Annotated in this window: 1 protein-coding gene and 1 pseudogene; both read left to right on the top strand. The window is 58.1% G+C overall.

The window, feature by feature from the left end; all coding sequences use genetic code 11:
• On the top strand, positions 1 to 354 hold a 354-nt coding region (locus tag ACIQVE_RS27890; RefSeq protein ID WP_402814838.1), incomplete at its 5' end, for a flavodoxin-dependent (E)-4-hydroxy-3-methylbut-2-enyl-diphosphate synthase.
• 33 nt (positions 355 to 387) lie between these two features.
• Positions 388 to 1,590 (top strand): annotated as a pseudogene (hisS, locus tag ACIQVE_RS27885) (histidine--tRNA ligase); the annotation flags it as partial.
• Positions 1,591 to 1,635 lie beyond the last annotated feature (45 nt).

Here is a 1,635-nt window from a genome sequence, read left to right as displayed (position 1 = left end):
GACATTCACAAGTCTTGGCATTTGCCGTCCCGTGGTATCACCTTCATCTCCTGCCCGAGCTGCTCGCGCCAGAACGTCGATGGGGTCAAGACCAAGAACGAGCTGGAAGGGCGCCTTGAAGACCTGCTGGTGCCGCTGGATGTTGCGGTGATCGGTTGTGTGGTCAACGGCCCCGGCGAAGCCAAGGAAGCCCATATCGGCTTGACCGGCGGCACGCCAAACCTGATTTACATCGACGGCAAGCCGGCGCAGAAACTGACGAATGAAAATCTGGTGGATCATCTGGAAAAGCTGATCCGCCAGAAAGCGGCCGAAAAGGTCGAAGCTGACGCAGCGGTTATCGCGCGCGGCTGAGCCTACAGAGCCGAACGAATTTAAGGATTTATAGTGAGCAAGTCATTGCAAGCCATTCGTGGCATGAACGACATCCTGCCCGAACAGACCCCCCTGTGGCGTTATTTCGAGGGCACTGTTGCGCGTCTGCTGGATAACTACGGTTACAAGCAGATCCGTATGCCGATCGTCGAGTTCACCGAGCTGTTCAAGCGCTCGATCGGTGAAGTGACCGACATCGTCGAAAAAGAGATGTACACCTTCGAAGACCGCAACGGCGACTCCCTGACCCTGCGTCCGGAAGGCACCGCGGCGTGCGTACGTGCAGTGCTCGAGCACGGCATCACTGGCGGTGGCCAGGTGCAGAAACTCTGGTACATCGGCCCGATGTTCCGCCACGAGCGTCCGCAGAAAGGCCGTTATCGTCAGTTCCACCAGATCGGTCTTGAGGTGTTCAACCTCGATGGTCCGGACATCGACGCCGAGCTGATCACCATGACCTGGCGCCTGTGGGGCGAGCTGGGCATCCGTGATGCGGTCAAACTCGAACTCAATAGCCTGGGCACCAGCGAGTCCCGTGGTCGCTACCGTGAAGCGCTGGTCGAGTACCTCTCGGCGCACCACGACAAGCTCGACGAAGACAGCCAGCGCCGCATGAAAACCAACCCCCTGCGTGTGCTCGACACCAAAAATGCCGACACCCAGGCCGTGCTGGTCGATGCGCCAAAGATGGCCGATTACCTGGACGACGAGTCCCGTGCACACTTTGAAGGCTTGAAGGCCCGTCTGGATGCCGTCGGCATTCCTTACGTGCTCAACCCGAAGCTGGTACGTGGCCTCGATTACTACAGCAAAACCGTTTTCGAATGGGTCACCGACAAGCTCGGCGCCCAGGGCACTGTTTGCGCGGGCGGTCGTTACGACGGTCTGGTCGAGCAAATGGGCGGCAAGCCGACCACCGGCGTTGGTTTCGCCATGGGCATCGAACGTCTGGTACTGATGCTCGAAACTCTTGAGCAGATCCCGGAAGAAATTTCCCGTCAGGTCGACGTCTACCTCTGTGCCTTCGGTGAAGAAGCCGAGCTGGCTGGTCTGGTGCTGGCCGAGCGTGTACGTGATCAGCTTCCAAACCTGCGTCTGCAAGTCAATGCCGGCGCTGGCAGCTTCAAAAGCCAGTTCAAGAAGGCCGACAAGAGCGGTGCGCTGTACGCACTGATCCTCGGTGACGACGAAATGGCCCAGCAAGTGGTAGGTTTCTAAGCACTTCGTGTCAAGTTTGATCATCTATTATTTGGTTTGTTT

The sequence above is a fragment of the Pseudomonas sp. NPDC098747 genome, assembly GCF_044760045.1.
In the GTDB taxonomy this organism is placed as follows: Bacteria; Pseudomonadota; Gammaproteobacteria; order Pseudomonadales; family Pseudomonadaceae; genus Aquipseudomonas.
This window is presented reverse-complemented; position numbering and strand designations above follow the sequence as displayed.